The sequence below is a fragment of the Actinoplanes sp. NPDC051859 genome (genome assembly GCF_044452725.1).
Classification (GTDB): domain Bacteria; phylum Actinomycetota; class Actinomycetes; order Mycobacteriales; family Micromonosporaceae; genus Actinoplanes.
In genome coordinates this window covers 456,481-461,726 of record NZ_JBITBX010000006.1, presented here as the reverse complement: position 1 = coordinate 461,726, position 5,246 = coordinate 456,481, and the positions used below count along the sequence as shown (strand labels likewise).

At 68.6% G+C, this 5,246-nt stretch carries 5 protein-coding genes; 3 read left to right on the top strand and 2 right to left on the bottom strand.

From position 1 onward, the window contains the following. Window positions 1–229 precede the first annotated feature (229 nt). Genes ACIA1L_RS18765 through ACIA1L_RS18755 form a run of 3 tightly spaced genes read left to right on the top strand, consistent with a single transcriptional unit; the run spans window position 230 to window position 3,209 of the window. On the top strand, window positions 230–925 hold the full coding sequence (locus ACIA1L_RS18765) for a response regulator transcription factor (RefSeq protein ID WP_396074055.1): 696 nt from the start codon (window positions 230–232) through the stop codon (window positions 923–925). Beyond that, a complete protein-coding gene (locus ACIA1L_RS18760) occupies window positions 918–1,949 on the top strand; it encodes a sensor histidine kinase (protein ID WP_396074054.1) in 1,032 nt (343 codons plus the stop codon). The genes ACIA1L_RS18765 and ACIA1L_RS18760 overlap by 8 nt, the downstream gene beginning before the upstream one ends. 48 nt (window positions 1,950–1,997) lie before the next feature. After that, on the top strand, window positions 1,998–3,209 hold the full coding sequence (locus ACIA1L_RS18755; protein ID WP_396074053.1) for a cytochrome P450: 1,212 nt from the start codon (window positions 1,998–2,000) through the stop codon (window positions 3,207–3,209). A gap of 360 nt (window positions 3,210–3,569) precedes the next feature. On the opposite strand, the gene def is transcribed toward ACIA1L_RS18755, so the two are convergent. Continuing rightward, window positions 3,570–4,106, bottom strand: a complete 537-nt coding sequence (gene def / locus ACIA1L_RS18750; protein ID WP_396074051.1) for a peptide deformylase — start codon at window positions 4,104–4,106, stop codon at window positions 3,570–3,572. A gap of 21 nt (window positions 4,107–4,127) precedes the next feature. Then, window positions 4,128–4,928, bottom strand: a complete 801-nt coding sequence (locus ACIA1L_RS18745; protein WP_396074049.1) for a TSUP family transporter — start codon at window positions 4,926–4,928, stop codon at window positions 4,128–4,130. Window positions 4,929–5,246: the final 318 nt, after the last annotated feature.

Here is a 5,246-nt window from a genome sequence, read left to right as displayed (position 1 = left end):
TCTTCGAGATGGCCGAGCGACGCAAAATCTTGTTCTCCCCCACAGTCTGTCCGGCCGCGTTGTCGGCCGGGCATGGGAGAAAGATTCACGGACGCGGGGTGCACCCCAAGGCCCCAACCGGGTGCCGTCCGGTAGCACGGGCGCCGGCCCACGACGGGTGGCCCTTGGATCGACCGCCAAGAGACCTTCTTGAGTGATCCGAGTGCTTCGGGTGGGTAGCGTCGCGGTCGTGACTCATCACGTGCTCGTCGTGGACGACGACCCGACGGTCAGCGACGTCGTCCGCCGCTACCTCGAACAGGACGGCTGCCGGGTCCGGCTGGCCGAGAACGGTGCGGCTGCGCTGGCGGCTGCCGCTGAGGAAATGCCGGACATCGTGGTACTCGACCTGATGATGCCGGGCATTGACGGCATCGAGGTGTGTCGCCGGCTCCGGCAACACGCGCCCGATCTGCCCGTGGTGATGCTGACGGCGCTCGGCGAGGAGCCCGATCGGGTCCTCGGCCTTGAGGCCGGGGCGGATGACTACGTCACCAAGCCGTTCTCCCCACGCGAGCTCACCCTTCGCATCCGGTCGATTCTGCGGCGGGCCGGCCAGACGGAGCGGCCGCAGCCGGTGCTGGTGGACGGGGATCTCGTCGCGGACACCTCGCGCCGGGTCGCGACGATCGGCGGGGTGCCCGTCAAGCTGACCAAGGGCGAGTTCGATCTGCTGGTCTTCCTGATGACCCATGCCGGCCGGACGTGGACCCATCAGGAGCTCCTCGAGAAGGTGTGGGGCTGGTCGGTGGGCGAGACCGGGACCGTCACCACCGCGATGGCGCGGCTACGAGCCAAGATCCAGCCGACCGCCGACTCACCACGCCGCATCATCACCTCCTACGGCGCCGGCTACCGCTTCGAGCTCGCGGGCGACCATGCGTGACCTGATCCTGATCGCGCTGTACGCACTCGCGGCCGGCACCGTGGTGGGGATCGTCGGCGAACTGTCGCTCCGGTTACTGCGCCGTCGATCGATCATCATGCACATCGGTGTCATGCTCATGATCACCGTGGCCTCGGTCGTCGCGGGAGTGGCGGCGGTGGCGCAGGCCATGTTCCTGTCCGCCCACGATCTCCAGGTCGTGCTGATCACCGTTTTCGCCTCCGCCGCCGTCAGCCTCGCGGTCGGCACCACTTTCGGTCGCCGACTCGCCGCGGCATCGGTGTGGGCGGTGCAAGCGCGTGACCGCGAGCGTCAGCTGGAAGCCAGCCGCCGAGAGCTCGTCGCCTGGGTGTCGCACGACCTCCGTACTCCGCTGGCTGGCCTGCGCGCGATGGCCGAGGCGCTGGAGGACCGGGTGGTTGATGATCACCAGACCGTCGCCGTCTACCACCACCGCATCCGCCTGGAGACGGACCGCATGAGTCAGCTCGTCGACGATCTCTTCGAGCTGTCCCGCATCAACGCTGGCGCCCTCCAGCTGAACCTGTCCCGCGTCTCGCTCGGCGACGTGGTGTCCGACGCCATCGCCACCACCGCCCCGTTGGCGGCGCGGCGCAACGTCACGATCTCGGCAGCTCCCGGTGCCTGGCCGGTGCTGGTGGCCGGGGAGCAGGAATTGACCCGGGTGGTGGCGAATCTGCTGGTCAACAGCGTGCGCTACACACCGCCGGCCGGCACGGTGCGGATTCAGGCGGGAGTGCAAGGCCGCGAGGCGTGGCTGGGCGTCTCCGACACCTGCGGCGGCATCCCGGAAAGCGACCTCCATCGGGTCTTCGACGTGGCGTTCCGCGGTGAACGTGCCCGCACCCCGAAGGCCGGCGAAGACACCTTCGGCGGCGGGCTCGGACTCGCCATCGTCCGCGGTCTGGTGGAGGCCCACGGCGGCCGGGTACGCGTCGACAACACCGGTGTCGGCTGCCGCTTCGAGGTACGACTTCCCCTGGATTCACGGGATCTGAAGTGAGTGCAAATCATAGACGTTTGTCACTTACTCGCCGGTAGGCTCGGCGGCATGACGGCCATCATGGAGAGCGCTGAGGCATTGACCCTGCTCAACGAGCTGACCCGGCAGGCCGGGCGGGAAGACCCGTATCCCCGGTACCGCCGACTTCGTGAGCTGTCCCCGCTCGTACGCGCGGAGGACGGCGCGCTGGTGGTCACCCGGCACGCCGACTGCGCCGCCGTCACCCGCGACCCGCGGCTCGGGCACATGCCGCCGCACATGCTCGAGTTCATCAGCCCCAACTGGGAAAATCACGTCGCGCTGCGTCAGTTGTTCACCAGCATCCTGACGATCAATCCGCCGGACCACACCCGGCTGCGTCGCCTGGTGAGTTCCTCGTTCACCGCACGGCGGGTGCAGGCGCTGCAGCCGCGGATTGCCGAGATGGTCGACGAGTTGCTGGACCGGATGACGGGCGACGTCGACTTCGTCGAAGCGTTCGCCTTCCCGTTGCCGGTCAACGTCATCGGCGAGCTGCTCGGCATCCCGGAGCCCGATCGTCCGCAGTTCCAGGGGCTGGTCCGGGACTGGACGCTGATTCTCGAGAGCGTCCGCGCGGAAGACCTCAAGATCGCAGATCCGGCCGCCGCCGCCATCCGCGACTACCTGGCCGGGCTGACCGCCGAACGGCGCAAGAAGCCCGCCGATGATCTGATCAGCGCCCTGGTCGCCGCGGAGGAAGACGGCGAGAAGCTCACCGAGGACGAGCTACTGACCATGGCGGCGCTGCTCTTCGCTGCCGGCTTCGAAACCACCACCAACCTGCTGACCAACAGCGTGGTCGCCCTGCTGCGCCACCCGGACCAGCTGGCCCTTCTGCGGGCCGCGCCGGGCCTTCGGGCAAGCGCGGTCGAGGAATTGCTGCGGTACGACACCCCGGTGCAACTCCTGGCCCGGGTTGCCTGGGACGACATCGACCTGGCCGGCGTACCCGTCGCTGGCGGCGAGCGGATTGTGGCCTACCTGGGAGCGGGCAACCGTGACCCGGAACGTTTTGTGGAGCCGGACCGGCTGGACCTGACCCGCTCGGACAACGCACCGCTGTCCTTCGGCGGCGGGATCCACTACTGCCTGGGGGCGCCGCTCGCCCGGCTCGAGGCGCAGATTGCGTTGCCGGCCCTGGTGAACCGCTTTCCCAAGCTCGACTTCGCGGGCGAGCCGGGACGTCGCGACAGCCTGGCGATCCGTGGTTACACCACGCTGCCGGTCAGTGTGAGCTAACTGCCCAGGATGCAAATTGCACACCAGAAGTGCAGAATTATTAACTAAAAGTGGCCGGGCGCGGACGCAGCCGGGAATGGTGTCCACTCTCTGGGAAATAGGAACGCCGTTGCGAATTCCACGGGGGAAGAACTCGCAACGGCGTCGTAAGAAAGAGTATCGACCGCCGCGGTTGTTGTCCATCCGTCTCGTCGATCACCTATCGCCGCCCGAAAAGTCAGCCGGGGACACCGGGTCGGACATCGACGGATCGGCGAATCCGCGGCGGTGGGTAACCACTGCGTGACAGCCCACGGACCGGTCGGTGGATTCCCGACACCTCCACCGCGGCCAGACCCGGGGGCGACCAGGCAGCTGCGGCTATTCCGCCACGCCGACACCGGGCGCTTCGGCGCTGCGGCTCAACAGTTTCTTGCGCTTCTTGGCGGGCAGCCGGTCCACGTACAGCAGGCCGTTCAAGTGGTCCGTCTCGTGTTGCAGACAGCGGGCCAGCAGGCCGGTGCCGTCGATGCGAATCGGGGTGCCCGCCTGGTCGAAGCCGGTCACGTACGCGGTGGCGGGGCGGCCCACCTCGGCGCGGACGCCGGGCACCGACAAGCAGCCCTCGTCCTCCACCTCCAGACCGCGATCCTCCGGGAGATGCAGAGTCGGGTTGACGATGTGCGCGACGACATGGGTGCCCGTCTCGTCCGGGCAGTCCACCACGAAAACCTGCGCGTCCACGCCGATCTGGTTCGCGGCCAGACCGACGCCCTCAGCCGCAGCCATACTCGCGAACATGTCGGCGATCAGCTGCGCGAGATCGTCGTCGAAAGCCGTCACCTCGGCGCAGCGCCGGTGAAGCACCGGGTTGCCGTAGCGAGTGATCGGTCGTGGGGTTCCGGCACGCGTCTGCACAGCGCTCATAGTAAAGACGCTTCAGCCGATGCTCTGCGCGAGGTACAGCACCCCGACCAGCATCGCGAGCCCGCCCAGCAGGATTCTCAGGCCCCGTTCCGGCACTCGCGGCTGCCAGCGCGCGCCGAGGTAGCCACCGATCAGGCCGCCGATGCCGCAGGCCAGTCCGATCGCCCATACCGGGCCAATACTGCCTTCGGCGCCCAGCGCCAGCACGACATAGGCAGCGGCGCCGGCAATCGAGGTGACAAACGTCGAGGCGAGGGCGGCGGGCGCGACCACGGCGACCGGCATGCCCCGCCCGACCAGGATCGGCCCGAGGATCGAGCCGCCGCCGATGCCATAGATGCCGCCAGCCACACCAACCGCAAAAGACAACCTCGTGATCGCCCGCGGCGCCAGTTCCGGTCCGCGGCGGGCCGCTCTCTGCGCTTTGACGGTACGGGCACAGAGCCACGCCCCCAGTGGAAGCAGAAACGCGCCCACGATGATCCGGAACGCATGCGGGCCGGGCACGGCGTAAACCCGGAGCACCGCCCCCACGACCACGCCCGGCAAAGTCCCCGTCACCATCAGCCGGGTCAGCGGCCCGGTCAGCGCACCCCGACGCCCGTGCCGCAGCAGAGCCCCGGGGCCGGACACCACGTTGAACAGCAGATTCGTCGGCGTGACGGCCGGATTCGGTACGCCCAGCACGCTCAACTGCACCGGCAGCAGAAACACCGCCCCGGAAACTCCCACCGGCGTGGTCAGGATCGCGATGAACAACCCGGCAGCAAACGCCACGACCAGCTCCACCACGACACCAGTCTTCCGGACCACACCCGCCAGACTCGGCATCGACACCCATGAAGACATCGCCCGGCCCACCGACCGTCGCCTCGAACCGGGGGTCGAGGCGACGGGCGACGGGCGACGGGCGACGGGCGACGGGCGACGGGCGACGGGCGACGGGCGACGGGCGACGGGATTGTCGCGGCCTGGTCGCCGCATTGCCAGGGCACAGCTAGCTCGCTCGTGAACCGTGCACGAAGGCCTGGCCCGGTGCCGCAGCGCAGACCTTGCCCAGTGCCGCAGCGCAGACCTTGCCCAGTGCCGCAGCGCAGACCTTGCCCAGTGCCGCAGCGCAGACCTTGCCCA

Bases quoted from the DNA above. Each gene is read 5' to 3' on its own strand.
- ACIA1L_RS18760 (WP_396074054.1), top strand. From the start codon at position 918: ATGCGTGACCTGATCCTGATCGCGCTGTACGCACTCGCGGCCGGCACC.
- ACIA1L_RS18755 (WP_396074053.1), top strand. From the start codon at position 1,998: ATGACGGCCATCATGGAGAGCGCTGAGGCATTGACCCTGCTCAACGAG.